A 26,683-nucleotide genomic window follows, 5' to 3' on the forward strand; every position below is an offset into this window, starting at 1 on the left:
GGTATGCGTAGGTCGCATGGACATCTCCAGCACGGGACTGCGGGTCCTGCGGCAGATCGCCGAGTCCGGCAGCTTCACCGCGGCAGCCGAGCGACTCGGCTACACGCAGTCGGCCGTCTCACGCCAGGCCGCCGCCCTCGAACGCAGCACCGGCACCACCCTCTTCGAACGCCGCCCGGACGGGGTACGGCTCACTCCTTCCGGTCTGACCCTGCTGCGGCACGCCCACACGGTCCTGGCCTCGCTCGCAGCAGCCGAGCGTGAGCTCGCCGGCACCGTCCCGCGGACCGAACTGGTGCGGCTCGGGGCAGTCCCGAGCGCGGGCGCGGCGATCCTGCCCGCCGCACTCGCACACCTCGCGGTGGCCGACCCGCAGACCACGGTCACCACCCGCGAGAGCACCACGCCCACCCTGATCCGGGCGCTGCGCGCCGGCTCGCTCGACCTCGCCGTGCTGACGTCCCGCCCACCCCACCGGCCCTTCGACGGCGACTCACCGCGCCTGCACGTCGAGACCGTCGCGGACACCGAACTGGTCGTGGCAGCGCCCTCGACCGGAGAGTTCGCCGGACGCACCACGGTGCACGTCGACGAGCTGGTCGACGCCGCGTGGATCGCCACCCCGTCATCGAGCTCCGAGCCGCTGCTCGGCGTCTGGCCCGGCCTGCCCGGACGGCCCCGCGTCATCCACTCCACGCGCGACTGGCTGACGAAGCTCCAGCTGGTCGCCGGCGGCTTCGGCGTGACGACGGTGCCGTCCCGGCTCTCACCGGTGCTGCCGCCCGGGGTGAGCCTGCTGCGCGTCGACGGCGCACCCCCCGAGATCCGCAGGGTGCTCGTGGCACGCCTCTCCGGCCACCCCGCCCCGGCGATCACGACCGTCACCCGAGCGATCACTTCGGCCGCCTGAACCGCCGCCAAGGCCGCGCACGATCGCGTGTACCCCTTTCCCCTCACATAACGGCCTCGGCAGCCAGCCTTCCGCCGAGGCAAGCGGACTCGTTGCCGGTGGACAACGTGGCACTGGTCGGGGTTTCGTTTTCGATCTCCCACCAAAAGCTCTCGAACCACCCTCTTAGAAGCTCTTAGAACCTTCTTACGCGCACCCCGGATGCTCTCCCCGTGACTTACGTGAAGAGCAACAGCCGTCAGACACAGGCACAGAAGGCCCGGCACGGTGACTTCGCGGGCGCGCGTCGAAGGCGCCGCGTCCGTACCTACGGCATCGCTGTGGCCGTCGTACTGACCGCCACCACGGCGTCGGCCGGCTACCTGGCCATGGCCGAGCCTCCGGCAGACGCGGGTACGCCCGACAGGCCGCCCCAGGTGCACGGAAGCTCGGTCGACTTCAGCGTGCGTGGCGGCGCCGCGCGCGTGGACACCGCATCGCTGCGCGTCACGGGGCACACCGACGACGGGTCCTCACTCCCGGTGTCCGGCGCGCCGGGACAGCGGCTCGGCAAGCCGGGCAAGGTGACCGTGGACGGCGGCAGGGCCCGCTGGTCGTACCCCGACAAGAAGCTCACCGTCACGGCGGAGAGCGATCACGGTCGGCTGCGCATGACGGTGCACTCCGATGCCGACCAGAACCTGTCCTGGCCAAGGACCGCGCCGAGCGGCGGGTCCGCCCTTCAGATCCCGCGCGGCGAGGGGCTGCGCGTCCCGGTCGACGACACCTTCTGGAACTCGGGCGAGGCCGGTCTCAAGGACTCGGAGGCCGAGCTCTCCGGCGGCCTCACCCTTCCGGCCTGGGGCTACACCCAGGGCAGGCACGGCGTCAGCTACATCGTGCCGGAGGAGGTCGGCACGTCCCTCGGCTTCGCCTCGAAGGACGGCCGGATCGGCTCCACGGCGCGGCACGAGTTCTCGCAGCGCGAGCAGACCCGCGACTACACGGTGCACTTCTCCCTCACGGGCGCCTCCCCTGTCTCCTCCGCCACCGACTACCGTGCCTACCTCGACGAACGCGGCAAGCTGCGCTCCTTGAAGCAGAAGATCCGGGAGAACCCCGAGGTCGAGCGGCTGCTCGGGGCCGCGCACGCCTATGCCTGGGGCGACGCACGTACCGCGAAGGGCGTGAACGAGCTGCACAAGCTCGGCGTCTCCCGGCTCTGGCTCGGTTACGACGCCGACGAGCAGCCGATGGACAAGCAGGCCGTGCGGGCCGCGAAACGACACGGCTACCTGGTCGGCCCGTACGACTCCTACGCCAACGGCCAGCCCCCCGAGAGTGCCGACAACCCCTCCTCGAAGTGGCCCGGCACGGTGTACCCGGACTTCTGCGTACGGAACTGGAAGGGGGAGATCAAGGAGGGCTTCGGCGGCCGGGGCTGCTACCTCAGCTCTCAGGCGTTCCAGCAGGCCGAGCGCGGCAAGCATTACCTGGATGACCGGGCGAAGAAGATCACGGCCAACGGCGCCGACAGCTATTTCCTGGATGTCGACGCGGCGGGTGAGCTGTTCACCGACAGCAGCAAGGGCCACCGCATGAACAAGAAGCAGGACCGCGCCAACCGCCTGGAGCGCATGCGGAAGCTCGCCTCCGGGGACAAGTTCGTCCTCGGCTCCGAGTCCGCCGGGGCCTGGGCCGCCCCCGTGCTCGCCTTCAACCACGGCGGGCAGACGCCGGTCGCGGACGGCTTGTGGAAGCTGGAGAAGGACAAGGAGAAGTGGGGCGGCTACGCACCACAGGGCGAACCGGCGGTCTTCTTCAAGCAGGTCAAGCTGCCGTCCGCGCTGGCGAAAGCGATGTACGACCCGCGCTACCGCGTCCCCTTGTACGAAACCGCACTGCACGGTTCCGTCATCAACACCGACCGCTGGGAGATGCCGTACAACAAGCTCCCTGACCAGAAGACCGACCGGGCGTTGATGTCCGCCCTCTACAACACCCCGCTCAACTTCACGCTCGGGAAGAAGAACCTGAAGTCCACGGGCAAGGAGATGGCGGCGCTCCAGCGCTATTTCGCGCCCCTGCACAAGGCCGTCGGCACCGAACGGATGACCGGCTTCCAGCGGCTCACCGGTGACGGGACGGTACAGCGCACGGAGTTCGGCGACGGAAAGCTGACCGTGACCACCAACTTCGGTAAGGAGAAGTACGGTTCGCTGCCGGGCGGCTGTGTGGATGCCAAGCTCGACGACGAGCCGAAGTCCCGGCGCCTCTGCCCCGCAAGGCTGTCCTGAGCGTTCCGTGGGCGGCGGCTCGGGGGCACTGGACGGTCACTTGTGGGCAACTGGGGGAAAACCCCCAGGCCAGACGGAGGAAATCCGCGTTCCGGCATGCCCTGGCGGAGACCTAACGTGAGGTGTCCGACCCCACCAGGTCTGCGACGGGGCGGCAGAACGGCAGGAGACATGATGACCGAGGCCCGAGGGCTCACCCGGCGAGGTACGCCAGGGGCGCGTGCCCTCGTGCGGGCAGTGGGGCGCGCCCCGCTCGCCCGGCGGGCCTGGGCCGAGGCCGCGTACTGCTTGATCGGGTTCCCGCTGGGCCTCGCGGGCGGGGTGCTGCTCGCGGTGGCGCTCGCCCTGGGGGCGGGGTTCACGGTGACGGTGGTCCTTGTCGTGGTCGGGGCACTCCTGCTCATCGCGGGGCTCCAGTTGGCCCGGGCGCTTGGAGCCGTCCACCGTCGCCTTGCCGAGCTGCTTCTGGGGGATCGGACACCGGCGCCGCCGCCGCTGCGTCCGAGCGGCCGGTTGGTCAGCCGCCTCGATGCCCGGCTGTGGGACGAGACCGGCTGGCGGTCGGCCGCCTATGTCCTGGCGAAACTGCCGGTTGGCTGCCTGGGGGCGTACGCCGTTCTCTGGTGGCTCTCGGGTCTTGTCAATCTCACCGCGCCCCTGCGGTGGGCGGTGTTCGGGCAGCACCCCGAGCCGGGTTCCGCCGAGGGCATGCCGGTGCTTACGCCGATCCCCTTCGGCGGCCTGGAAGCGGACACGTTTGCCGGCACGTTCCTCGCGGTCGCCATCGGTGTCGGCACCCTGCTGTGCGCGCCCTGGGTGACCCACCTCGCGACCGAGGTCGACCTCTGGCTGATCGGCGCACTCCTCGGGCCCGGCCAACTGGCCGATCGAGTGCGTGACTTGGAGGAGACCCGGGCACTCGCAGTGGATGACTCGGTGGCGCTGCTCCGGCGCGTCGAGCGCGATCTGCACGACGGGGCGCAGGTCCGTCTCGTCGCGGTGGCGATGAGCCTCGACATGATCAGACAGCGGCTCAACGAGAGCGAGAGCGAAGGCAAGGGCGAGAACAGCACCGGCGGCGGCAGCGGGGGTGGGGGTGAGCCACTGGATGTCGCCCGGCTCCGTCAACTCGTCGACGGCGCACACTACAACGCCACCGAGGCCCTCACCGAACTGCGCGATCTGGCCCGCGGCATCCATCCCCCGGTCCTGGACGACGGCCTGCCGGACGCGCTCGCCACGCTCACCGCACGCAGCAGCATCCCTGTCGACCTGGTGACGGACATACCCGAGCGCCCGACCCCGGCGATCGAGACCATCGCGTACTTCTGCGCCGCCGAACTGCTCACGAACGTCATCAAGCACAGCGGGGCCGGGCAGGCCGCCATCACGGTGGCCCAGCTGGACGACCGGCTTATCCTCCAGGTCGGCGACGACGGGCAGGGCGGTGCGGACGCCGACGCGGGCAGCGGCCTGGCGGGGCTCATTCAACGCGTACGTACGGTCGATGGGCGGATGAATGTCGAGAGTCCCGACGGCGGTCCGACGGCGGTCACCGTCGAGCTGCCGCTGCACGCGTGAGAGCATGCCGCCATGCGCGTCGTGATCGCCGAGGATGCCGCGGTACTGCGGGAGTTGCTGGGCCAGATGCTCGCGGAGCGCGGGCATGAGATCTGTGCGTCCGTGAGCGACGCGGACACCTTGCGTGCCGCGGTCGCCGAGCACCGTCCGGACGTCACGGTGACCGACATCCGGATGCCTCCGACGCACACGGACGAAGGGCTGCGCGCGGCCATCGACATCCGTCGTGACCATCCGGGCACGGGAGTGCTGCTCTTCTCGCAGTACGTGGAGACGAAGTACGCCACGCGCCTGCTCGCCGCGGGTTCGGCGGGTGTCGGCTATCTGCTCAAGGACCGCGTCGCGAACATCGCGGAGTTCACCGACGCCCTGGAGCGGGTGGCCGCGGGCGGTACCGCGCTCGACCCCGAGGTCGTCACGCAGCTGGCCGGGGCCGGTCGTCGCGCGGAGGAGCTCGCGCCCCTCACCGAGCGTGAGCGTCAGGTTCTGTCGCTGATGGCCGAAGGGCGTTCCAACGCGGCGATCGCGCAGAGCCTCGTCGTCTCCGCGGGCACCGTCGAGAAGCACGTGGCCGCCGTCTTCGACAAGCTCGGACTGCCCGCGTCGCATGACCACAACCGTCGTGTTCTGGCTGTTGTCCGGTACTTGCGGGGGTGATCGGGACCGTGTTGCCGGAACGCGCGGTTCCGAAGGACATAGGCATATGCCAGAAGCACCACCGCGTCGTGTGTTGCCAAATCCCTTACGGGCCACCCCCGGCTGTGCGAAAGTCATTACCGGTCCATCCCGCCCGTTTGGTCGCACCGCATACTCAACGGAGCACCTCATGCCGTCCCATGTCTTCGCGGACCGCCCTTCCGCCCAGCCGCCCGAGCGCGGCTCGGTCGAAGCGCTCATCGCGCAGACACGCCGACTGCGCGGTGAGGTCGACGCCGTGCGCCGTGACGCCGGGTCCGACCGCGGCGACCAGGGGCGCTGGCAGCGCGCCCTGTGTGACCTGGCGGTCCACCAGCTCAACGACCTGGACGACCACCTCGCCCAGTTGCGGGACGGACCCACGCAGCCGGACATGGCGGCGCCCACCGCTCCTGCCGTACCCGCACCGCTGGAACCGCAGCACGGCTCACTGCTCAGCCGGGTCGGCAGCGCGGAGTGGAACCTCCTGAACGACGAGGCGAGTTGGTCGGGCGAGCTGTACCACATCCTCGGGCGGGACTCGGGGGCTCCCCCGCTCTCCCTCGACGAGCTGCCTTCCCTGGTGCACGTCGACGACCAGCCGATGCTGACGGCCATGGTCACGGACTGCCTGATCGACGGTAAGCCGATCGACGGCGAGTTCCGTATCGTGCGCCCGGACAGCGGCGTACGACAGGTGCACATGATGGGCGAGCCCGTGCTCGCCGCTGACGGCAGTACCGCCTCGATGTGGGCGGTGTTGCGGGACGTCAGCGAACTGCGCCGCAGCCAGCGGGTGGTGCGCGAGACCCGTGACTCGTTGCAGCGCCAGCGGCACATCGCGCAGACGGAGCACCGGCTCGCGGTCGAACTGCAGGAGGCTGTGCTGCCGCCGTGGCGCGGCTCCCTGCGGTTCCCGCACGGCGGACCCGGGGCCCTCGATCTCGCCGCGCACTACCTCCCGTCCTCGACGAGTTCACTGATCGGCGGCGACTGGTACGACGCGATGGAGCTGCCCGACGGCCAGTTCCTCCTCAGCGTCGGCGACCTCACGGGGCACGGCGTGACCGTCACGTCGGGCATGGCGATGCTGCTCGGTGCGGTGCGCGGCATGGCGGTGGCCGGAGTGGCTCCTGGCCAACTGATGGGCTGGCTCAACCAGTTACTGGACACCAGCACGCAACCAGCCCTCGGTAGCGCCGTCTGCTGCCAGTACACCCCCGCCACCCGCACCCTCACCTGGGCGCAGGCGGGACACCCCGCCCCACTGCTGTTCCGCGACGGGACGGGGCGCGCGCTGACGCCACCGGGCGGAGTGATCCTCGGAGCGACCTCCGGAGCCACCTACGAGCAGGCCGAAGTGCAACTCGAGCCCGGCGACCTGCTGTTGCTGCACACCGATGGACTGGTTCCCCGGCGCGCCAGGGACGCGGCCACGAGCCGACTGCTCGCGCTGGCACCACGCTTCACGGGCACACGGGGTGCGCAGGACTGCGTGCGGTTGGTCGTCGAAGAGTTCGGCGTGGCCCCGCGCGAGGACGACGCCTGCCTGCTGATCGCTCGGATCAACTGAGCCTGAGCGACTAGCCGATCAAAGAGACACGGCCTAGGCCTGTACCCGGCTGCCACCTCCGGTCTTGGCCGCCGCCTTGGGCAGGGCCATCTTGATCTCCTCGCGCAGGTCCTGGATCTTCGGATAGCCCGAGTACTGAGCCGTCAGGCGGTACATCTCTCGCAGCCGGTCCCAGGTGCGGTGCGAGGAGTTCGACCCCATCGAGACCAACGCCAACCGGGCGTACCGATCGGCCTGTTCAGGATCGTCGGCGATGAAGCAGGCCGATGCCAGCGAGATGTAGTCGAAGATCTGCGAGCGGTCGCGGCCCTTGGACCGCAGGTCGATCGCCTCCCTCGCGTGACGCTGGGCGGTGTTGGCGGCGGACGCGTCGTGATCGGCGAGGGTGCGGTAGGCCAGGGCCTGCATGCCGTGCATGTCCGCCTCGTCGAACATCTGCATCCAACTGGGCGGTTCCACATCCCCCTTGTCGGAGACGAACAGGTCCTCCGCGATGCCGAGCGTGCGGCGCATCGCCTGCCCCTTGCCCATCGACGCCTGTGCCCAGGCCTCGATGGTGTAGAGCATGGCCTGCGTGCGCGGCAGCATCTCCTCGCCCGAGCCCGACTGGGCGAGCTTCATCAGGTCGAGCGCGTCGTCGGGCCGCCCCAGATGCACCATCTGGCGTGCCGCCCGGGACAGGGCCTCGCCGGCGCGTGGCCGGTCGCCTCCTTCGCGGGCCGCGTGCGTGGCGATCACGAAGTACTTCTGTGCCGTGGGCTCCAGGCCGACGTCGTGCGACATCCAGCCCGCGAGGACGGCGAGATTGGCAGCGACGCCCCACAGGCGGCGCTGGAGATGGTCGGGGTGTCGGTAGGCGAGCATGCCGCCCACTTCGTTGAGCTGTCCCACCACAGCCTTGCGCTGCAGCCCGCCACCGCGGGACGCGTCCCAGGCCCGGAACACCTCGACGGAGGTTTCCAGTTCCTCGATCTCCTGCGACCCGATGGGGGCGGCCTCATAGCGGTCGAACCCAGCGGGGTCGGCGTGCAGGGGATGGTCGGTTCGGGGAGCGTCGGCAACGAGGGCAGGATCGGTGTGCAGCCAGTCGTGCATGGCGCTGCTGAGTGCGGAGCCGGCGGCGAGCGCGGCACCCGCGCCCACCAAGCCGCGTCGGTTGAGCATGAGGTCCATTCCCGTGAATTCGGTGAGGACCGCGGCTGTCCGTTCGGGCGCCCACGGCACGCCGTCGGGGTGCTCCACACTCCCGTCGCCACGCCGTTTCCCCACGCGCCCGTGCCGGACCAGACCAAGATCCTCAATGGTCACGACACGGCCGAGACGCTCGGTGAACAGAGCCGCCAAAACTCGGGGCACGGGATCGCGGGGGATTTCTCCCATATCGATCCAACGTCGGACCCGCGAGGTATCGGTGGCCAGCTGCGGGTGGCCCATGGCCGCCGCCTGCCGGTTCACCAGTCTAGCGAGTTCCCCCTTGGACCAGCCTGCCAGGCCGAAATGGTCCGACAGTCGGGTGTTGGGTTGTCCGTTCACGTCAAGCCCCCAGGTTCTCGGCTGAGTTGACAGTAACCCTCTGTCAGTTGCTGGGCGACTATTCGCCAGGGTTCGCCAGGGTGCGCCACATGGTGTGCCATGGGACGGCGGGTGTCAGGTAGGAATGCGCCACCCCGACCCGGCCCACCGCGGGACATTCCCCAGGGTGCTCCCGGAGAAGCCGGGGCGGGAGGCGCCGCAATTCGCAGGCACACGAAGGGATCTGTATCGCCCATGTACACAGCATCGTCCTCCGTGTCCGCCCCGCCCCGGCCGCTGCACAGCCGACAGCCCGGCAGCGGCCCGTATCTGGAGCCCGCGCGCCCCGCGGCCGGGTCGCTCGGCGCCGGCCGAACGCGACGCGTTCCGGGGCCCGGCACGCAACCGCTCAGCGGGAGACTCGACTTGTCAGGCCCCCAAGGGGCGCAACTGCGCACCGCGATCGCCTCGGTGCACCGCATCTGTCCGGAGTTCAATCCGGTCCAGGTGCTCCGCCGCAGCGGACGGACGGTCCTCCTCGTGGGAACGACAGGACGCAGCACCGCGATCGCCAAATGTTTACTCGACCACTCGCCGGTGTGGACCGAGCGGATCCAGCACGAGATAGCGGCTTACCGCTCGTTCGTCCGGCACCGTCCTCCGGTCAGGGCCCCGCGGCTGATCGCCGCGGACCCCGAGGACTGCACGCTGGTGATCGAGCGCATGCAGGGACGCGTCGCCGCGCTGTCCCGCCATCCCGTCGAGCCGCCGCCCCGTGCGGACGTGCGCCTTGCGCTCAACGCGATCCGCCACCTCAACCGGTGGCGTCCGCCGCAGGAGCTGTTCGGCAGGCCCATGGACTACGGCAAGCGGATCTCCCGCTTCCATGAGCTGGGTCTGCTCACCGACCGGGACATGGGCGACCTGCAGAAGCTTCTGCACGGCATCGCGCACTCGGCAGGGCAGCACGGCACCTGGCAGTTCTGTCACGGCGACGCGCTGCTCTCGAACATCCTGCTTTCTCCCGCGGGCCCGGTGTTCGTGGACTGGGAGCACGCGGGCTGGTATCTGCCGGGCTATGACCTGGCGACGCTGTGGTCGGTGCTCGGTGACGCACCGGTGGCACGGCGCGAGATCAGCCAGCTGGCGCAGGAGCAGGGACCGGCGGCGCGTGACGCGTTCCTGGTCAATCTGATGCTGGTGCTCACGCGAGAGATCCGTACGTACGAGATGGCCGTGCAGCGAACGATGCACGATTCGGCCCCGATGGCACCGGGTCCGGCCCACCCCGGTGCCGCGCCGTCCGGCGAGGAACAGCGGCTGCTGCTGAGGCGGCTGCACGACGACTGCCAGCTGGCCCGTCGGGCCGTGCGCGCGGCGGTCGGCACTCGCTGACGGGGGATGAAGGTCCGCGGTGCGCTTATGGACAGCGGCGCACTGCGGACCTTCACTTGCCCCCGGCGACTTCCAGGTGACTATGACGTGGTGAACTGCACCGCGTCTACGTCAAAGGAATTGTCCTGCGTCGACTTGAAGACCAGATACAGCTTGTGGGTGCCTGCCAGGGCTTCGACCGGCACGTCCGGCGTGGCCTGGTAAGTGTCCCAGCCTCCGGTGTTGGGGACGGGTGTCGTGGCGAGCAGCTTGCCGTCGGGGGCGCCCGCGCGCAGTTCGATGGAGCCGACGCCGTAGGGCGAGGACAGCTTGTAGCTGACCTTGCTGACGCCTTCGACACTCATCGGGCTGTACGCGATCCAGTCGCCGTTGCTGATGTCGCCGATGCGCTTGCCGTTCTCGGCGCCCTCCTGGGAGACGATGCGGGTCCCTGACTGGTCGTCGTGGTACTCGGCCTGCTTGTGCTTGGGGTGCATGACGGAGCGGCCGTAGCCGGTGAGGGCGCTGACGCCGTCACCGCCCTTGTCGGTGTACTTCGCGTTGAGGACGTAGGTGAGGTCGGCGCCCTCGGGGTGGCCGCCCAGGTCACCGGTGTCCACGGTCCCTTCGCAGCCGGGGATGTCGGTGGTGGGGTGCTCATGGTCGTCGTGGCCGAGGGCCGGGTTGACGGTGACCTTGGAGCAGTCGATCGTGCCGTCCTCGGGGTCGGTGACCGTGACCTTGTAAGGGATCTTGTCGCCGAACTCGATCAGCTTGCCGTCGACCGGCGTCTCGATCTTCACCTTGGGCGCCGTGTTGCCCGCCGTGACGGGCACGTTGGCGTAGCCGGACTTGCCGGTGGAGTCGGTGATCTTCAGCTGGGCGTTGAAGTCTCCCTTGGTCTCGTACGTGTGGGAGGGGTTGGCCTCGGTCGAGTCGTAGGTGCCGTTGCCGTCGAAGTCCCAGGCGAAAGTGAGCGGATCGCCGTCCGGGTCCTTGCTGCCCTCGCTGGAGAAGTCGACCTTCAGCGGGGTCGGGCCGTTGGTGGCGGACGCCTTGGCCTGGGCGAGCGGGGTGCGCTGGCCCTGGGCGTAGTCGATGCGGTAGAGCCCGGAGTCGTTGTTGCCGCCGCCGAACTCGCTGCCCCACTCCAGGACGTACAGCGAGCCGTCGGGCCCGAACGTCATGTCCATCGGCTTGGCGAACTTCGCCGACTTGAGGAAGTCGTTGATCTTGAGGAGCTTCCCATCCTTGTCGAAGCGGATCTCCTTGACCGAGTCGCGGGCCCACTCGTAGAAGAAGCTCGCGCCCTCGAAGTAGGCGGGGAACTTGGTCTTGGAGGGGTTCTTGGCGTCGTAGTGGTAGACGGGCCCGCTCATCGGGGCGGAGCCGCCCGCGCCCATCTCAGGGAACTCCTTGGACTCGCCGTAGCCGTACCAGATCTCGGGCTGCGAGATCGTCGGAAGGTCCTTCAGGCCGGTGTTGTTCGGCGAGGGGTTGGTGGGCTTGGTGCAGTCGAATTTGGCGCCGACTTCCTGGGTGTCGGGGTTGTAGGGGGCGTACGCCTGGTTGTTGCCGTGGCAGAACGGCCAGCCGAAGTTGCCCGCCTTCTTGATGACGTTGTACTCGACGAGGCCTTCCGGGCCGCGGTTGGTCTCGGGCGCGCCGCGGTCGGGGCCGTAGTCGGAGGCGTGCACGTAGCCCGTCTTGGGGTCGACGGTGAAGCGGAAGGGGTTGCGGAAGCCCATCGCGTAGATCTCGGGGCGGGTCTTGGCCTTGCCCTTGGCGAAGAGGTTCCCCTTGGGGATGGTGTAGCCGCCCTTGTCCGTGGGCTTGATGCGCAGGATCTTGCCGCGCAGGTCGTTGGTGTTGCCCGCGGTGCGGGCGGCGTCCAGCATCTGCTTGCCCGGGCGCCAGTCGAGCGGGGCATAGCCCTGCCAGTTGGGGTCGAGGTTGGGCGGGGTGTCGTCGCCGACGCCGAGGTAGAGCGTGCCGTTCGGGCCGAACTCGACGGCGCCGCCGGTGTGGCCGGGCTCGGGGAAGGTGCGGTCGCGGTAGGCGGGGACGTCCAGGAGCTTCTTCTCGCTGGCGAGGTCGAGGGTGTTGTCCTTCTTGACCGTGAAGCGGGAGAGGCGGTTGACGTCGTCCTTCGCAGACGCGGGCGCGTAGTAGAGGTAGATCCAGCGGTTGGTGGCGAACTTCGGGTCGAGTTCCATACCGACGAGGCCGTCCTCGCCACCGGTGTAGACGTCGAGCTTTCCGGCCGTGGAGGTGGAGTGGCTCTTCGGGTCGAAGATCTTCACCTCGCCGCTGCGCTGGACGTAGAAGACCTTGCCGTCCTTGGCGACGTCCAGTTCCATCGGGTCGGCGGTGTTGTCGTCGAGCGCGGTCTTCTCGTAGCCGGACCAGACCGTGCCGCCGCAGTCGCCCGGCTGGTTGCCCGCAGCCCACTTGATGCCGCCGAGCACGTGTTCACGGAAGGCGGGCTCGGTGTACGACGCCTTGTCGTGGCCCATGGCGGTGGCCCAGACCTTGCCGCCCTCGGCGTTGCGGCACCAGGAGATCGGGTGGTCGGCGCCCATCTTGGAGCCGCCCGGGTCGTACGTCGTCTCGTCGGCGGTGACCAGGACGTGCACGTCACCGCGGGGATTCTTGTCGAAGTTGTACCACTCCTCCGGGCGCTCCCAGCGCTCGGGAAGACCCTTGGTGGAGGGGTGCGCGCGGTCGGCGACCTTGGCCGTGCCCTTCAGGACGCCCGGTGAGTGGGCGGGCATGTGGGCACCGGCGTTGATGAGGTCGTCCCACCAGGGGAAGGAGTCCTCGACGCCCATGTCGAGGGTGTTGTGCAGGGCGACGACGCCCTTGCCGCTCTTCACGTACTTCTTCATGGCGTCGCGCTGGGCTTCGGTGTCCCAGACCATGCCGGAGTTCTGCAGCATGATGATGACGTCGAAGTCCTTGAGCTTCTCGTCGTCGAAGACCGTCGCGTCGGCGCTCTCGACGACCTCGAAGTTGTTCGCCGCGGCCTGCTCCTTGACCATCTGGACGCCGGCCGGGATGGAGTCGTGGACGTAGCCGACGGCCTTGGTGAAGAGCAGTGCGCGGAAGGCGGGCGCCTTGTCGGCGGCGCTCGACGTTGCGGGCAGGAACCCGACGGCGAGGAGCAGCGCGGCGACGAAGGCGATCACCGTTCGCCGTAAGCCTTTCGTGTCACGCAGCTTTCTGTCACGCACATGACAGTCCATGGGGTGGCCTCTCTGCTGGGAAGGAAGGACGGACGGACGTGCGGGATTGCCGGATGTCAGAGGGTCGGACGTCAGAGGGCGGCCAGGGTGCGGCGCAGAAAGCCGAGCCCGTCGGTCGCGAGCGCGTCCTGGGTGGGCGCGAGGGGCCGCCAGACGGAGGCGGCGACGGCGATGGCGTCGTTGTGGGCCGTGAACGACTCGATGCAGAGCGTCCCTCGGTAGCCGGAATCCCCCAGGGCACGCAGGAAGCCGGGCCAGTCGAGGTGATCGGTGCCGGGGGCGCCGCGGTCGTTTGCGCACACCTGGACGTGCGCGATGCGGCCCGCCGCCGCGCGGACCGCCTCGGGCAGCGAGTGCTCCTCGATGTTCTGGTGGTACGTGTCCAGGGCGATGCCGATCGACTCCTCGGGCAGGCCCGCGAGGCCGTCCAGGGTCTGGGCGACGGTGTTGAAGAGGCTCGTCTCGTAGCGGTTGAGGGGCTCCACGGCGATGCGGACGCCGGCGCGTGCCGCGTACTCGACGACCGGGGCGATGTGCTCGCGCCACTCCTCGTACGCCGCCGCCCGCGTGGCCCGGTCCATCCGCCAGGTCCGACCGACCGCCGCGTACACGGGACCCGCGACCACGGGGGCGCCGATCGCGTGGGCCGCGTCGACGCAGCGGCGGAGGTAGTCCTGGGTGGTGCGCAGCGTGCCCTCGTCCGCGCGGACCAGGTTGCGCTCGTCGGCCATGACGGCGACCACGGCCGCGGGCGTCAGACCCGTGGCGTCGAGATGCTTGACCGCGGCGGCGGGATCCCAGTCGCCGGGCTGCTCCATGGGCAGCTCCACGGCGTCGAAGCCCCAGTCCGCCAGGCGCGGCAGCGTCTCGCCGAGCACCTCGGTGGTGACCGGCGAGTGCCAGATCCAAGGGTTCGCACCCAACTGCCAGGCGGTGTACGTCACTTCTTGCCTCCCCAGTCTCCCGGGAAGCCCGGCATCTTCTGGCAGCCGCACATCGCGTAGTGCAGCGGCGGCATGCCCTCCTGGAGGTACTCGTCGAGGTTGTCCTGCGTGACCGTGGGCTGCGGCAGCTTCCACTCCTTGGGGACCTCTTTCCCGTCCAGGATGCGCAGGGCCGCGATGACCGGCGTGCGCCACTGGAAGGTCGGATAGGTGGGCGCGATCGCGGTGAGCTTCTTGTCCTTCCACGCCTGGAGGAAGTCCTGCTGGTCCTCGCCGGTGATCGGCGGTACGTCGACGCCCGCGTCCTCGAAGGCCTCGACTGCGGCGACGGCCGTGGCCCCTGAGTCCATCCAGACGCCGTCGATGGAACCGTGCCGGGAGATCGCGTCGGAGACGATCGACTTGGTCTTGGCGGGGTCGCCGTCAGTGAACTTGGCGTCCACGACGTCGAGTTCACCCTTGTCGAAGGCCAGCTTCGCCGCGGACCAGCGGGTCTCAAGGACGTCCACGCCGGGCGAGATGCGCAGGGCGAGGATCTTGCCCTTGGGCTTGACCTTGTCGACGAGGAAGTCGGCGGCGACCGCGCCGTAGCCGTAGCCGCCGATGGGGTTGACGAAGGTGACCGCGCAGTCGCTCTCCACGCCCCGGTCGAAGACGATCACGGGGAGCTTGCCGCAGGCCTCTTTCACCGCGGGGGTGAGGGTGGCCGTGGTGTTCGGCGAGACGATGAGCGCGTCGCAGTCCTTGTTGCCCGCGAGCTCCTGGATGTCGGAGATCTGCTTGTCGTCCTTGCCCTGGGCGTCGAGGACGGTGAAGTCGCTGATCTCCTTGTGGAGCTTCACCTCGGCCTTCATGTTCTTCAGGCCGACCTGGCGCCAGGGGTTGAAGACTCCGGCGTTGGAGAAGCAGAGATGCGTGCCGCCCGAGCCCTTCTTCTTGTACTGGGCGGTGTCGGTCATCTCCGGTTCGAGCATCTGCTCCCAGGGCTTGGCGGCCGGACCTTGCGCCGTCTCCTTGCCGAGCTTCAACTGGCGCTCGTACTCAGCCTGTTGAAAAAACTTGGACGGCTTGTCCCCGCCCTTGCCGGACTCGGCGGTCTGCGAGGCCCCAGCGGGGGCGTCGGCTGGTGTGTCGCTGGTGCAGGAGGTGAGCAGGGCGCCCGCGAGGAGTGCGGCGGCAGCGGGCGCGAGCGTGCGTCCGCGCCGCTGCCCCGCGCGTCCACGGATCGGCTTGATGTGCGTCACGAGGGTCTGCCTCCTGAGGAGTGGGTACGACGGCGGCGCAGCCGGGACCAGTCGGCGGCCCCGAGCCCGACCGCGGCGATGACGATGACGCCCTGGACGGTGGACTCCAGGGCGCCCGATACGCCCTGCAGGTTGAGCAGCGTGAACAGGGCCTGCAGCGAGAAGGCGCCCGCCATCGCGGCGACCACGCTGCCCCGGCCGCCGCCGAGCACGACCCCGCCGAGGACCACGGCGGTGATCGCCTCGAACTCGTAGCCGCGGCCCGCCTGTGCGGAGACCCCGGAGAAGCCGCCGACGAGGACAGCGGCGAGCGCCGCCGCCGCGCCGGACAGGACGAAGGCGATGATGCGGGCGCGGTGTACGCGGACTCCCGCGAGGGCGGCGGCGCGTTCGCTGTCCCCGGTCGCGATCAGCGTGCGGCCGAAATCGGAACGCATGAGCAGGACGGCGACCAGGCCCGCGACGAGGCAGGCGAGGACCGCCCAGGGCAGCCAGCCCATGGCGGTTCCGCGCCCCATCTGGCGGAACCCTTCCGAGAGTTGCCCGTGCGGTGAGCCGCCCGTCCAGAAGAAGACGGCGCCCTCCAGGATCAGCATCATGCCGAGCGTGGTGATGAACGAGGGCACTCTCAGGCGTGTGGTGATCAGTCCGCTGACGAGGCCGGTGGCCGCCCCCGCGAGCAGCAGCCCCGCCGTGATGAGCGGCCAGGGTGCGTCAGGGAACGAGCCGTAGACCTCTGCCGCCGCGACGACGCCCGCGGTGACGATCGCCCCGACGGACAGGTCGAACTCGCCGCAGACGATGACCAGATACTGCCCGGCGGCGAGGATCACCAGGGGCGCGGCGCGTTTGACGAAGGCGAGGAAGCGGTCGGGTTCGTAGAAACCGGGGTCGGTGGCGGCGAGCGCGACGAGCAGCACGATGAGCAGGGCATAGACCGGGGCGCCGGTACCGAGGGAACGTACGACTCGCTTGTAGGGAGCGGCGGTTGCCGTACTGCTGCTCATGCGGACCTCCTGCTGCCGCGCCGGGCGTAGATCGCGACGGCGGCGATGATGACGACGCCGCGTACGACGTTCTTGAAGAACGGGTCGACGCTGAGCTGGTTGAAGACGGAGTCGAGCACGGCCAGCACGAGGACCCCGCCGAGCGTGCCCGCCACTCCCCCGCGCCCGCCCGCGAGGATGGTGCCGCCGAGCACGACGGCGGCGATCGACTCCAGGTCGTAGCGGGCCTCGGTACCCGCCCAGGGGGCACCCGCGCCGAGCCGTGAGGCGAGGAAGAGGGCCGCGGCGCCCACGCACAGCGAACACAGGACGTGCGCGGCGATGATCGTGCGCCGGGTGCGGACGCCGGAGAGCCTGGCCGCGTGTTCGTCGCCGCCCGTCGCGTACAGGTGGTGCCCGAAGCGGGTGCGGCGGGTGATCAGCCACATCGCGGCGGCGACGGCGGCGAGCAGGAAGAGCGAGACGGGGATCGGGCCCATCCGGTCGTAGCCCAGATGCTGGAAAGAGGCGGGGACCTTGCCCGCCGGGCCCGTGTAGTTGTCCTCGATCCAGCCGCGCAGGATGAACGCGGTACCGAGCGTCGCGATGAACGCGTTGACCTTGAGCCCGGTGACGATGAGGCCGTTGGCGAGCCCGACGGCCGCCGACAGGGCGAGGACGGCGAGCACCGCCGTGACGACACTGCCGTCCTCCATGGTGGTGGCGGCGACGAGCGTGCCGAGGCTGATCAGATACGCCACCGACAGGTCGAGGGAGCCGGTGAGGATGACGGCGGTCTGCCCCACGGCGACCAGGCCGAGGGCGACGCAGTTCTGCAGGATACCGACGACGTTCGAGAGGGTGAGGAAGTCGCCACCGCGTGCGGCGACCACGATCCAGCCGAGCGCGGTGACGGCCCCGGCCGCCAGCCAGACGCCGACGGCGGGATCGGTGAGCCTGGAGCGGCTCGGGGTGCGGGTCTTCACGGCGGGCGGTGGGGCGACGGTGGTGCCGGTGGTGCCGGTGGTGCCTGTAGTACCGCTCACGCGGCGGGCTCCTCTCCGGACGGGGCGCTGCTGTCCCCCGACGGGGCGGTCGTGGCGAGCCGCATCACGTCCTCCTCGGCCGCTCCCGCCGGCAGTTCACCGGCGATGCGGCCTTCGGACATGACGAGGATGCGGTCGCTCATGCCGATGAGTTCGGGCAGTTCGGAGGAGACGATCAGGACGGCGATGCCCTCGCGGGCCAGTTCGCGGACGAGGGTGTGGATGGCGGCCTTGGCGCCCACGTCGACGCCTCGGGTCGGTTCGTCGAAGAGCAGGACACGGGGGCGGGCGGCGAGCCACTTGGCGATGACGACCTTCTGCTGGTTGCCGCCGGAGAGGTAGCGGGCCTCCTGGTCCTCGCCGCGCGCCTGGAGGCGCACCCGCTCCAGGAGCGCGGTGAGCTCCCGGGCGGCGGGGGGTTCGCCGCGGGCCGGTACGGCGCGCGTCACGAGGAGCGCGTTGTCGCGCACGGACTGGCGCAGGGCGAGACCCTCGGCCTTGCGGTCCTCGGTCACCAGGGCGATTCCGGCGCGGATGGCCTGGCGCGGTCCGGTGGGCCGCAGGGCTTCGCCGCTCACCGTCATGGTCCCGCGGGTGAACGGGGCCGCTCCGAACAGGGCCCGCGCCAGGGACGTACGGCCTGAGCCCTCCAGGCCCGCGATGCCGGTGACCTCGCCCGCGCGCAGCGTCAGGTCGATGCCGTGGAGCCGGTCGTTGCCGCCGCCGGTGACGGTGAGGCGTACCTCGCCGACGTCGTCGGCGTTGGCGCGCGGCGGGTAGTAGGCGCTGAGTTCCCGGCCCACCATGGCGCGTACGACCTGGTCGGTGTCCGTGTCCTGAGTGTGCACGGTCGTGACGTGGCGGCCGTCCTTCAACACCGTGATCCGCTGCGAGAGTTCGAAGACCTCCCGCAGGCGGTGCGAGATGTACAGGATGCCGAGGCCACGGGCCGCGAGGCGGCGTACGAGGTCGTGCAGGAGGCCCGCCTCGTGGTCGGCGAGCGGCGCGGTCGGTTCGTCCATGACCAGGACGCGGACGTCGGACGCGAGCGCCTTGACGATCTCGACGGTCTGCTGCCGGGCGACGGACAGATCGCGGATGTATGTGCGTGGCGTGATGCCCGATACGCCGACATCGGCGAGGAGTTCGGCCGTGCGGGCCTCCATCGTGCGGCGGTCGACGAGGCCGTAGCGGGTCGGTTCACGGCCGAGGAAGACGTTCTCGGCGACCGTGCGGTGCGCGAGCAGCGCGAACTCCTGGTGGATGATGCCGATCCCGGCGGCCTGGGCCTGCGCGGGATGGCTGAAGGAATGCTCCGTTCCGTCTAGCACGATGCTGCCCTCGTCCGGGACGTGTTCACCCGCGAGGACTTTCATCAAGGTGGACTTGCCCGCGCCGTTCTCGCCGACAAGGGCATGCACCTCGCCCACGGCGAGGTCGAGCGATACGCCGTGCAGCACACGCACTCCGAGAAAGCTCTTGGAAACCCCGCGCATCGCCAACATCTCTTGCGTCGCCTTCATCGCCTGCACCCTCGGCTCCTTCGGCAGCGGTCTGCAGAGCAATGTGATGAGCGAACTTTGACCTGTCAAGGGCTCAAGCAGCTTTCACTGCAAGCAAGTTGACGGCTAGTTAGGCCGATTGTCGAACACCATCCGCCTTGTGAGCAGCGAAAGTCGTCCCTATGGTGGCTGCCATGTCTGGAGCGCCGGATCACCCGGTTTCCCTGCCGTCATCACCCGGCGAAGTGCTCGCCCTGCTCCGTACGGGGGCGGTGGAGACCCGTGCCGACATCGCCCGTGTGACGGGCCTCGCGCGGTCGACGGTTTCGCAGCGAGTGGACGCGCTGATCGCGCACGGCTTCCTCACCGAGGAGGCGGACGGCGGATCGACGGGCGGCCGGCCACCGCGCCGCCTTCGGCTGCGTACGCGCGAAAACGCCGTTGCGGGCGTCGACTTGGGCGCATCGCACTGCCGTGTCGCGCTGATGGACATCGGCGGCGAGACGCTGGCCCTGCGCGAGGATCCGATCTCCATCGCGGACGGCCCGCAGAAAGTGCTCGGCCATGTCGAGCGGACGCTGCACGGCCTGCTCGACGACGCGGGCCGCGACCCGGCCTCGCTGCAGTCCATCGGGGTCGGCGTGCCGGGGCCCGTGGAGTTCTCGACGGGCCGTCCGGTGGATCCGCCGATCATGCCGGGCTGGCACCAGTTCCCCATCCCGGAGTTCTTCGCCGAGCGGTTCGGCCCACGGGCCCTCGTCGACAACGACGTGAACGTGATGGCGCTCGCCGAGCAGCGCCGCGCCTTCCCCGATACGCGCTACCTGCTCTACATCAAGGTGGGCACGGGCATCGGCTGCGGCATCGTCGCCGACGGCCGGCTGCACCGGGGTGCGCAGGGCAGCGCGGGCGACATCGGGCACATCCGGGTCGGCGACCTCGACGAGCCCTGCCGGTGCGGAAACTCCGGTTGCCTCGAGTCGGTCGCGGGCGGCGCGGCCATCGCCCGCAAACTGTCCGGTCTCGGTCTCGACGCGACGTCGGGCAGCGATGTAGTGCGCCTCGTGAAGTCGGGCAACCGCGACGCCGTACGCATGGTGCGCGAGGCGGGCCGTGCGGTGGGCGAAGTCCTCGCGGGCCTGGTGAACTTCTTCAACCCGGACACGGTGGTGGTCGGCGGCGCGCTGGCCGCCGTCCACGACCAACTCCTCGCGGGCGTACGGGAAGCGGTGTACCGCCGCTCGCATCCGCTGGCCACCCATGTGCTCCGGATCGAGCCGAGCCGCACCGGCGAAAACGCGGCGGCGATCGGTGCGGGCATCCTCGCGGTCGAGCACGCGCTGTCTCCGCGACAGGTGGACCGGGCCCTGGCGGGGGCGGCGCGCTGAGAGGCGGCCGAGGAGCAGCCGAGCAACAGCCGAGAAGCTTCAGCCACAGCGCGCGCACCCCGGTCCACGGAGACCGGACAAGCACCGCGCAACACCGGCCATACACTCAACTCTCCTATGCGGTACGGCACTTGCGCCCATAACTTCAGGCTATGTCCCTCAATGACGCCCAGCAGATCGACCGCGCCAACGCCGCCACCGAGCGCGTTCCTGTCGTGTTCGTGCACGGTCTGTGGATGCTGCCCAGCAGCTGGGACCTGTGGACGGCCCACTTCGAGGCCGCCGGATATGTGCCGGTCGCCCTGTCCTGGCCCGGCGATCCGGACACGGTCGCCGAGGCGCGGCAGCGACCCGACGCCCTCGCGGGAAAGACCGTCGGGATGGTCGCCGATCACCTGGCAGGACTGATCGACGGTCTGGAGCGCAAACCGGCCGTCATCGGGCACTCCGTCGGAGGGCTGCTCACGCAGATCCTCGCGGGGCGCGGTCTCTCCGCCGCTTCGGTGGCGATCGACCCGGTGCCGTTCCGCGGCATCATGGCGCTGCCCCTGTCGACGCTGCGCTCCCTGCGCCCGATCATCGGCAATCCGGCCAACCGCAAGCGCGCGCTGCCGCTGACCTTCGAGCAGTTCCGCTACGCCTACGCCAACGCCGTCAGCGAGCAGGAAGCCAAGGAGCTCTACGAGAAGTTCGCGGTCCCGGCTCCGTGCGCACCGCCGTTCCAGGCGGCCATGGCCAACATCAACCCCCGGACGGAGATGAAGGTCGACTTCCGCAATCCCCGGCGCGGCCCCCTCCTGATCATCTCGGGCGAGAAGGACAACGCCGTGCCGTGGGCGCTCGCCAACGGCGCCTACAAGAAGCAGAGGGAGAATTCCGGCGTCACCGAGATCACGGAGATGGCCGACCGCGACCACGCACTGACGATCGACAGCCGCTGGCAGGAGGTCGCGGACACCGCACTGACCTTTGTCCGCCGCTTCGTCTGAACCCCAGGCCAACGTGGTGTCGTCTGCTTGTTCGTACCGCTCATTGGTCCAATCCAGTGACGCGTCGCAGGCCGTACGGCCTCCCGGCGCGAAACCCGCCGGTACGGGCGCTGACATGCGAAGACCCGTCTCCTGGGCATGATTGACGGATCGTCGGAGAGCCGGTACCACTGACGCACGCACGCCCGGCCCCGCACGCCCCATCACGCTTCATCGTCCCAGGAGGCTGCATTGCGAGGATCCGCCACCGCCCGCACCCCTGCCGCGCGCAAACGCGCCGCCAGGACCGCGGGTGCCCTTGTCTCCGCCGGTCTGCTGCTTCCGCTGCTCGGTGCCGCCCCGTCATCCTCGCCGCCGGGCGCGCCCGCCCAGGCCCCGTCGGACGGGCTGCAGGGCGCCTTCTCGGCCGCCGCCGCCGAATATCGCGTACCGCAGAGCGTGCTGCTCGGAGTGTCCTATCTCCAGTCCCGCTGGGACGCGCACGGCGGCGCTCCGAGCGTGACCGGCGGCTACGGCCCGATGCACCTCACCGACGCGCGCACCGCCATCGCCGGAGCCCCGCACCACAGCGAGGGCGACGAGGACCCGCGCGGTGACGCGTCGCGGGGCGTCCTCAAGCCGAAGGAGTTCACGGCCGAGGTGCCGAAGGACTCCCAACTGCCCGCCCGGCTCAAGACGTTGCCCCGCGCCGCCGAGCTCAGCGGCCTCCCGGCCGAGCGGCTGCGCACCGATCCGGCCGCCAACGTACGCGGCGGCGCGGCCCTGCTCGCCGCGGCGCAGAAGAAGCTCGGCAAGCCGCTGAGCGAGGACCCTGCCGACTGGTACGGCGCGATCGCCCGCTTCTCCGGCGCCGACGACCAGGCCACCGCGGCGACGTACGCCAATGACGTCTTCGCCGTCATCCACGACGGCCAGGAGCGCACCACCGACTCCGGGCAGCATGTGGCGCTCACGGCGGTCAGCGGCCTGAAGCCGGATGCCGCGCAGGTGCGCGGCATGGGGCTGCGGAAGGCTCCCAAGGGCGAGACCGAGTGCCCGTCGACCGTGTCGTGCGAGTGGATCCCGGCGCCGTACGAGGAGTTCAAGGACCCGAACGGCAACGACGACTACGGCAACCACGACCTGGGGAACCGGCCCAAGACCCAGAGCATCGACACCATCGTCATCCACGACACCGAGGGACGCTGGGAAGGCGTCCTGAACCTGGTGCAGGACCCGACGTACGTGTCCTGGCAGTACACCCTGCGCTCCACCGACGGCCACATCGCCCAGCACGTGAAGGCCAAGGACGTCGCCTGGCACGCGGGCAACTGGTACGTGAACTCCAAGTCGATCGGCCTGGAGCACGAGGGGTTCCTGACGGCGCCCGACACCTGGTACACGGAGGCGATGTACCGCTCGTCGGCGCGCCTGGTGAAGTACCTCTCCAAGAAGTACGGCATTCCGCTGGACCGCCGGCACATCATCGGCCACGACAACGTCCCGGGCACGCTGCCGTCGACGATCGCGGGCATGCACACCGACCCAGGACCGTACTGGGACTGGCAGCACTACTTCACACTGATGGGCAAGCCGTTCAAGCGGACGGCGGGCCCGAACGGCGGTCTGGTGACCGTGGCGCCCACGTACTCCAAGAACCGTCCCGAGTACACGGGCTGCGTCAAGGCGGGCGAGAAGTGCGAGCCGCACGGTTCGGCCGCGGTGCGCGTCCACACCGAGCCGCGCGACGACGCGCCGCTCATCAAGGACATCGGACTGCGTCCCGGCGGCGGCGAATCGACGACCGGCGTGAACGACACCGGCGCCCGTCTGTCCACCGGCCAGCAGTACGCGGTCGCCGATCGCAAGGGCGACTGGACCGCCGTCTGGTACCTGGGGCAGAAGGCCTGGTTCAAGAACCCGAAGAAGCAGCCGACCGCCGTCGACGCGAAGGGGCTCGTGGTGACGCCGAAGGGCGACGCCAAGGAGGCCCCGGTGTACGGGCGCGCCTACCCGGAGAAGGAGGCGTACCCGGCGGGCGTCCCCGTACAGGCGGTCACGCCGCTGCCGTACAAGCTCCTCGCCGGGCAGAAGTACGCGATCGGCGACAAGGTGCCGGGCGAGTACTTCTACGCGCCGACGTTCGACACCGCGCCGCACAAGGTGGTGCGCGGCAAGGACACGTACTACGAGGTCCAGTTCGGGCACCGCGTGGCGTATGTCCGGGCGGCTGATGTGCAGGTGGTGCGGTCGGGCTCCTAGAGCCGCCCAGTACCGTCAGGGCCGGGTTCGCGTGGGGGCGAGCCCGGCCCTGACGTATGGAGCACATACGGAGCACATACAGAGCAACGGCTCAGTCGAAGACGTACCGCTGTCCGGCCCGCGCCTTGAAGGTCTTCTCGCCGCCCTTCAACAGACTGCTGCGCACGGTGAGTTCGCGGGTGCGTGACGCGGTGAGCACGATGCGCGTGGCGCGTCCGCCCGACCACGCGATGTCGAGCCGCGCCCCGCCGCGCGCCCGCAGGCCTCGTACCGATCCCTCGGGCCAGCTCGCGGGCAGCGCGGGCAGCACCTCGATGACGTCGAACTGGCTCTGCAGGAGCATCTCGACGATGCCCGAGGTCGCCCCGAAGTTCCCGTCGATCTGGAACGGCGGGTGGGTGTCCCAGAGGTTGGGCAGGGTCGAGGACTTGAGCTGCTCGCCGAGCATCTTGTGCGCGTGGTCGCCGTCGCGGAGCCGCGCCCAGAAATTGACCTTCCAGGCCTTGGACCATCCGGTACCGCCGTCGCCGCGGGCGGTGAGGGACACCTTCGCGGCGTCGGCCCACTTGCTGCCCGGCTTGATCTGGCGCCCGGGGTGCAGGGCGTAGAGGTGGGAGACGTGCCGGTGATCGTCGCTCTTGTCGTCCAGGTCGGCCTTCCACTCCTGCAGCTGCCCCCAGGAGCCGACACGCAGACCGGGGTCGAGCTTGCCGAGGGTCTTCTCGACCTCGGCTCGGAAGGTGGCCGAGTCGCCGAGGACGCGGGCGGCCTCCAGGGTGTTGGTGAGCAGGTCGTGGACGATCTGCTGGGCCATCGAGTCGCCCGCGGTGAAGTCGCCGTGCTCGGGCGAGTAGCTGGGGGTGACGACGAGGCTGCCGTCGCGCGGGTCGGTGCGGAGGTTGTCGAGCCAGAACTCGGCGGCCTCCTTCATCGCCGGATAGGCGGTGGAGCGCAGGTACTCCGTGGAGCCGCCGAAGCGGTAGTGCTCGTAGAGCTGCGCGGTGAGCCAGGCGGCGGCCTCGGGGAACCAGAAGGAGGTCGACCAGTCGTGGACGCCGGTGAAGCCGTAGGGGTTGGTCTCGTTGTGCACCACCCAGCCCCGTGAGCCGAACATCTCTTTCGCCGTACGTCGCCCTGGCGCACGCAGTGCCTCGACGAAGCGGTCGTAGGGGGCGGTGGTCTCGGCGAGGTTGGCGGCCTCGGCGAGCCAGTAGTTCATCTGGAGGTTGATGTTGGTGTGGTAGTCGGCCGACCAGGGCGGGGTGGTGCTGTTGTTCCACACGCCCTGGAGGTTCGCGGGCAGCGAGCCCGCACGGGACGAGGCGATGAGGAGGTAGCGGCCGTACTGGAAGAAGAGCGCTTCGAGGGCGCGGTCGGCCGCGCTCGCTCCTCCCCCGTATCCCTTGAGCAGCTGGTCGGTCGGGACGTCGGCCGGTGCGCTCTGGCCTATGTCGAGGGCGACCCGGCCGAACAGGTCGCCGTGGTCGCGCAGATGGCGGGCGCGGAGCGCGCCGTGGCCACGAGCGACGGCTTCGTCCACGGTGCGGGTGACGAGCGTGTGCGGGTCATCGCCGCGGTAGTCGGGGTAGGTGTCGGCGTAGTCGGTTCCCGCGGCGAGCGCGAACCAGACGTGGTCGGCGCCGCTGACGGTGATGCTGCCGTCCGTGTTCGCCGTGCGCGTGCCGCCTTGGTGCAGGACGCGCAGCTGCGCCTCGAACTTCAGTGCGTTGTCGGCGAGTTCACCGCGTATGACGATCCGGTCGCCGTCGGCTTTCGCGGTGAAGTCGGTGCGGGGCGAGGTGTGGCGCAGGGTGCAGGTGACGCTCGCGGGGCGGTCGGCGCCGAGGCGCCCGACGAGCACGCCGTCGGGGAACGAGGCGAAGAACTCCCGCTCGTGGCGCACCTCTTGGTGGGTGTACGTGACGGTCGCGAGGCCCTTGCGGAGGTCGAGGGCGCGGCGGTAGGTGGCGTCGGGCGCGTCCGGGGCGTCCGGCATGTCGAGGTGCAGATCGCCGAAGGTCTGGTGGGCGCCGTAGCCGCGGCGGGGCTGGCCGAGCCCGGCCGCTGCCGCGTCGGGGGTGAGGCTGCCCTTCTCGTCCAGTTCCTCGCGGACCGCGTCGATGGCGTCCGGCCTGGGCTCGCGCCAGTCGCCGTGGTCGTAGCCCTCACGGGATCCGGGGCCGCCGGTCCACAGCGTCTTCTCGTTGAACTGGAGCCGCTCGGAGGCGAGGGTGCCGAAGACCATGGCGCCCAGTGCGCCATTGCCGATGGGGAGGGCCTCACGCTCCCAGTCGGCGGCAGGCGCCGCATACCAGAGCAGCGATTCATCGGATGTATCGCGCCCGTCATGCCGCCCGTCATGTCGCCTGACACGTTGCCCCTCAGACGCTGCCGCGACACCGGCGAGCGCGCCTCCGCCCGATGCAAGGGCGGCTGCGCCGCCGACGGCGGACTTCATCGTGGTTCTTCGCGAGATCCCGGGAGTCATGACGGATCACGTTAAAAGTCCGATGACTGGCCTGGCAAGGCGCATGACAAAACCCACCCCCTCAGAAGAACTTCAGCAGAAGGGGTGGGTACGTGGCCCGCGGCGGTCCCGGGTGGGTCAGCCCTGCTGGAAGAGCTCGGCGGGCAGCGGCTTCAGGAGTGCGTACAGATCGTCGGTGATCGGGCGGTCCCAGGCGGCGATGGTGACCAGGACGCCGTCGCTGCGGTCGAACTGCACGCAGGAGATGCGGGTTTCGGAGAGCTTGAGGCGGCGCACGATGAGGAGGTTGTCGCCCTGCATCACCGGCATGTCCTCGGTGGTGACGACGGTGATCTCCTCGTCGTTCTCCAGCGCGAGCAGCAGCTGGGCCACCTCGAAGGGCACCTCGTCGTCGGCGATCTCACGCGCCGGGGAACCCTCGGGCAGATTGCCGATGATCATCGCGGGGCCGCGCCCGCCGAAGAGGTCATAGCGCAGGAAGACGCCCTGGCAGCTGCCGTCGGGGGCGGGCAGCAGGCCCGCGCCGAGATTGCCGGGCCAGTCACCCGGGTCCATGGCCAGGACGTCGAAGTCCGGGCCGGCGGGAGTGGCGGCGCTGCGGCGGCGGAGGAAGGACATGCGCCAATGGTACGTGTCCCGCGGTGCTTGTCGGCGCGGGGGCGGCGCCGGTCCGCGCGGGGCGGTCGCAGGGGCGGGCCGGTGTTCAGCG

At 69.9% G+C, this 26,683-nt stretch carries 18 protein-coding genes; 9 read left to right on the forward strand and 9 right to left on the reverse strand.

Going from position 1 to position 26,683, the window contains the following annotated elements; translation table 11 throughout:
* Nucleotides 1-16 precede the first annotated feature (16 nt).
* The 5 genes from ACFQ7F_RS04350 (at nucleotide 17) to ACFQ7F_RS04370 (ending at nucleotide 7,015) form a co-directional block, all read left to right on the forward strand.
* A complete protein-coding gene (locus tag ACFQ7F_RS04350) occupies nucleotides 17-910 on the forward strand; it encodes a LysR family transcriptional regulator (RefSeq protein ID WP_383265862.1) in 894 nt (297 codons plus the stop codon).
* Nucleotides 911-1,122: 212 nt separating this feature from the next.
* Entirely contained in the window at nucleotides 1,123-3,186 is a 2,064-nt protein-coding gene (locus tag ACFQ7F_RS04355) for a glycoside hydrolase (RefSeq protein ID WP_383265866.1), read from the forward strand.
* 174 nt (nucleotides 3,187-3,360) lie between these two features.
* Nucleotides 3,361-4,767, forward strand: coding sequence for a sensor histidine kinase (locus ACFQ7F_RS04360; RefSeq protein WP_383265869.1), 1,407 nt, complete (start codon nucleotides 3,361-3,363; stop codon nucleotides 4,765-4,767).
* A 12-nt stretch (nucleotides 4,768-4,779) separates the two neighbouring features.
* Nucleotides 4,780-5,424 carry a response regulator gene (locus ACFQ7F_RS04365; RefSeq protein WP_383265871.1) on the forward strand — a complete coding sequence of 215 codons (645 nt, stop codon included), beginning with the start codon at nucleotides 4,780-4,782 and terminating at the stop codon, nucleotides 5,422-5,424.
* Between the two features lie 169 nt (nucleotides 5,425-5,593).
* Complete coding sequence (locus tag ACFQ7F_RS04370; protein WP_383265874.1) at nucleotides 5,594-7,015, forward strand: PP2C family protein-serine/threonine phosphatase; 1,422 nt, start codon at nucleotides 5,594-5,596, stop codon at nucleotides 7,013-7,015.
* 33 nt (nucleotides 7,016-7,048) lie between these two features.
* On the opposite strand, the gene ACFQ7F_RS04375 is transcribed toward ACFQ7F_RS04370, so the two are convergent.
* Nucleotides 7,049-8,548 carry a hypothetical protein gene (locus tag ACFQ7F_RS04375; RefSeq protein ID WP_383265877.1) on the reverse strand — a complete coding sequence of 500 codons (1,500 nt, stop codon included), beginning with the start codon at nucleotides 8,546-8,548 and terminating at the stop codon, nucleotides 7,049-7,051.
* A 234-nt stretch (nucleotides 8,549-8,782) separates the two neighbouring features.
* Here ACFQ7F_RS04375 and ACFQ7F_RS04380 point away from each other — a divergent pair, with 234 nt between their 5' ends.
* Nucleotides 8,783-9,922 (forward strand): aminoglycoside phosphotransferase family protein, encoded by a 1,140-nt coding sequence (locus ACFQ7F_RS04380; RefSeq protein WP_383265879.1) that lies wholly within the window; start codon nucleotides 8,783-8,785, stop codon nucleotides 9,920-9,922.
* Between the two features lie 80 nt (nucleotides 9,923-10,002).
* Here the strand turns inward: ACFQ7F_RS04380 and ACFQ7F_RS04385 are convergent, their stop codons facing one another.
* From ACFQ7F_RS04385 to ACFQ7F_RS04410, 6 genes are all read right to left on the reverse strand, one after another.
* Nucleotides 10,003-13,146 carry a ThuA domain-containing protein gene (locus ACFQ7F_RS04385; protein WP_383265881.1) on the reverse strand — a complete coding sequence of 1,048 codons (3,144 nt, stop codon included), beginning with the start codon at nucleotides 13,144-13,146 and terminating at the stop codon, nucleotides 10,003-10,005.
* A gap of 71 nt (nucleotides 13,147-13,217) precedes the next feature.
* The gene (locus ACFQ7F_RS04390) at nucleotides 13,218-14,090 is read right to left on the reverse strand and encodes a sugar phosphate isomerase/epimerase family protein (protein ID WP_383265883.1); all 873 of its coding nucleotides are present in this window, start codon (nucleotides 14,088-14,090) and stop codon (nucleotides 13,218-13,220) included.
* Complete coding sequence (locus ACFQ7F_RS04395) at nucleotides 14,087-15,316, reverse strand: substrate-binding domain-containing protein (protein WP_383266043.1); 1,230 nt, start codon at nucleotides 15,314-15,316, stop codon at nucleotides 14,087-14,089. Before ACFQ7F_RS04395 ends, ACFQ7F_RS04390 begins: the two co-directional genes overlap by 4 nt.
* 14 nt (nucleotides 15,317-15,330) lie before the next feature.
* The gene (locus ACFQ7F_RS04400; RefSeq protein ID WP_383265886.1) at nucleotides 15,331-16,341 is read right to left on the reverse strand and encodes an ABC transporter permease; all 1,011 of its coding nucleotides are present in this window, start codon (nucleotides 16,339-16,341) and stop codon (nucleotides 15,331-15,333) included.
* Entirely contained in the window at nucleotides 16,338-17,306 is a 969-nt protein-coding gene (locus ACFQ7F_RS04405; RefSeq protein ID WP_383266046.1) for an ABC transporter permease, read from the reverse strand. Before ACFQ7F_RS04405 ends, ACFQ7F_RS04400 begins: the two co-directional genes overlap by 4 nt.
* A gap of 56 nt (nucleotides 17,307-17,362) precedes the next feature.
* Entirely contained in the window at nucleotides 17,363-18,871 is a 1,509-nt protein-coding gene (locus tag ACFQ7F_RS04410; protein WP_383266049.1) for a sugar ABC transporter ATP-binding protein, read from the reverse strand.
* A 191-nt stretch (nucleotides 18,872-19,062) separates the two neighbouring features.
* Here ACFQ7F_RS04410 and ACFQ7F_RS04415 point away from each other — a divergent pair, with 191 nt between their 5' ends.
* The 3 genes from ACFQ7F_RS04415 to ACFQ7F_RS04425 all read left to right on the forward strand — a co-directional run bounded on the left by ACFQ7F_RS04415 (nucleotide 19,063) and on the right by ACFQ7F_RS04425 (nucleotide 23,486).
* Nucleotides 19,063-20,256 (forward strand): ROK family protein, encoded by a 1,194-nt coding sequence (locus ACFQ7F_RS04415; RefSeq protein WP_383265889.1) that lies wholly within the window; start codon nucleotides 19,063-19,065, stop codon nucleotides 20,254-20,256.
* Between the two features lie 152 nt (nucleotides 20,257-20,408).
* Entirely contained in the window at nucleotides 20,409-21,245 is an 837-nt protein-coding gene (locus tag ACFQ7F_RS04420; RefSeq protein ID WP_383265892.1) for an alpha/beta hydrolase, read from the forward strand.
* A 231-nt stretch (nucleotides 21,246-21,476) separates the two neighbouring features.
* Complete coding sequence (locus ACFQ7F_RS04425; RefSeq protein WP_383265894.1) at nucleotides 21,477-23,486, forward strand: N-acetylmuramoyl-L-alanine amidase; 2,010 nt, start codon at nucleotides 21,477-21,479, stop codon at nucleotides 23,484-23,486.
* 91 nt (nucleotides 23,487-23,577) lie between these two features.
* On the opposite strand, the gene ACFQ7F_RS04430 is transcribed toward ACFQ7F_RS04425, so the two are convergent.
* Nucleotides 23,578-25,944: a glycoside hydrolase N-terminal domain-containing protein gene (locus ACFQ7F_RS04430; RefSeq protein ID WP_383266052.1), complete on the reverse strand. Its 2,367-nt coding sequence runs from the start codon at nucleotides 25,942-25,944 to the stop codon at nucleotides 23,578-23,580.
* A 147-nt stretch (nucleotides 25,945-26,091) separates the two neighbouring features.
* Entirely contained in the window at nucleotides 26,092-26,592 is a 501-nt protein-coding gene (locus ACFQ7F_RS04435; RefSeq protein ID WP_383265897.1) for a hypothetical protein, read from the reverse strand.
* Nucleotides 26,593-26,683: the final 91 nt, after the last annotated feature.

Origin of the sequence: Streptomyces sp. NPDC056486, assembly GCF_042795295.1 — a bacterium.
Classification (GTDB): domain Bacteria; phylum Actinomycetota; class Actinomycetes; order Streptomycetales; family Streptomycetaceae; genus Streptomyces.

Excerpts from the sequence above, each read along its gene's own strand:
- ACFQ7F_RS04370 (WP_383265874.1), top strand. The coding sequence starts at position 5,594 with ATGCCGTCCCATGTCTTCGCGGACCGCCCTTCCGCCCAGCCGCCCGAG.
- ACFQ7F_RS04385 (WP_383265881.1), bottom strand. The coding sequence starts at position 13,146 with ATGGACTGTCATGTGCGTGACAGAAAGCTGCGTGACACGAAAGGCTTA.
- ACFQ7F_RS04380 (WP_383265879.1), top strand. The coding sequence starts at position 8,783 with ATGTACACAGCATCGTCCTCCGTGTCCGCCCCGCCCCGGCCGCTGCAC.
- ACFQ7F_RS04360 (WP_383265869.1), top strand. The coding sequence starts at position 3,361 with ATGACCGAGGCCCGAGGGCTCACCCGGCGAGGTACGCCAGGGGCGCGT.
- ACFQ7F_RS04435 (WP_383265897.1), bottom strand. The coding sequence starts at position 26,592 with ATGTCCTTCCTCCGCCGCCGCAGCGCCGCCACTCCCGCCGGCCCGGAC.
- ACFQ7F_RS04430 (WP_383266052.1), bottom strand. The coding sequence starts at position 25,944 with ATGAAGTCCGCCGTCGGCGGCGCAGCCGCCCTTGCATCGGGCGGAGGC.
- ACFQ7F_RS04420 (WP_383265892.1), top strand. The coding sequence starts at position 20,409 with ATGTCCCTCAATGACGCCCAGCAGATCGACCGCGCCAACGCCGCCACC.
- ACFQ7F_RS04365 (WP_383265871.1), top strand. The coding sequence starts at position 4,780 with ATGCGCGTCGTGATCGCCGAGGATGCCGCGGTACTGCGGGAGTTGCTG.
- ACFQ7F_RS04410 (WP_383266049.1), bottom strand. The coding sequence starts at position 18,871 with ATGTTGGCGATGCGCGGGGTTTCCAAGAGCTTTCTCGGAGTGCGTGTG.
- ACFQ7F_RS04350 (WP_383265862.1), top strand. The coding sequence starts at position 17 with ATGGACATCTCCAGCACGGGACTGCGGGTCCTGCGGCAGATCGCCGAG.
- ACFQ7F_RS04415 (WP_383265889.1), top strand. The coding sequence starts at position 19,063 with ATGTCTGGAGCGCCGGATCACCCGGTTTCCCTGCCGTCATCACCCGGC.
- ACFQ7F_RS04400 (WP_383265886.1), bottom strand. The coding sequence starts at position 16,341 with ATGAGCAGCAGTACGGCAACCGCCGCTCCCTACAAGCGAGTCGTACGT.